Raw genomic sequence first — 313 nt, forward strand, 5'->3', positions numbered from 1 at the left:
AAACTCGGTGGTCTGGCCTTTTAAAGTTTTGGCGATCCGTCGTCCAAACGGGTCGTAGCGATATGCGGCCTCGGTACCGTCCGGCTGGGTGATGCTGATCAGTCGGTGCTGGCAGTCGTAGCGGTATTCGGTGACTAACTGCTGGGCCCTGCCCCGACGTTCGCGCAGGAGATTGCCGAAGGCGTCGTAGTCGTAATGGCGGTCACCTTGCATCAACAAGCGGTTGCCTTTGACGACGCTGGGCCCGACGCGGTCTTGCATCAGCAGGTTGCCCGCCGGGTCGTGGACGAAGCGTTCCTGCAGGTCGTGCGAG

General features: G+C 61.3%; 1 protein-coding gene. It reads right to left on the reverse strand.

Annotation, left to right across the window (positions count from 1 at the left end; genetic code table 11):
* The coding region (locus tag LIY45_RS30660; RefSeq protein ID WP_346269028.1) for an RHS repeat domain-containing protein at window positions 1-313 on the reverse strand (313 nt) is incomplete at both ends.

Source organism: Pseudomonas sp. MWU16-30323, assembly GCF_020515595.1.
In the GTDB taxonomy this organism is placed as follows: domain Bacteria; phylum Pseudomonadota; class Gammaproteobacteria; order Pseudomonadales; family Pseudomonadaceae; genus Aquipseudomonas; species Aquipseudomonas yamanorum.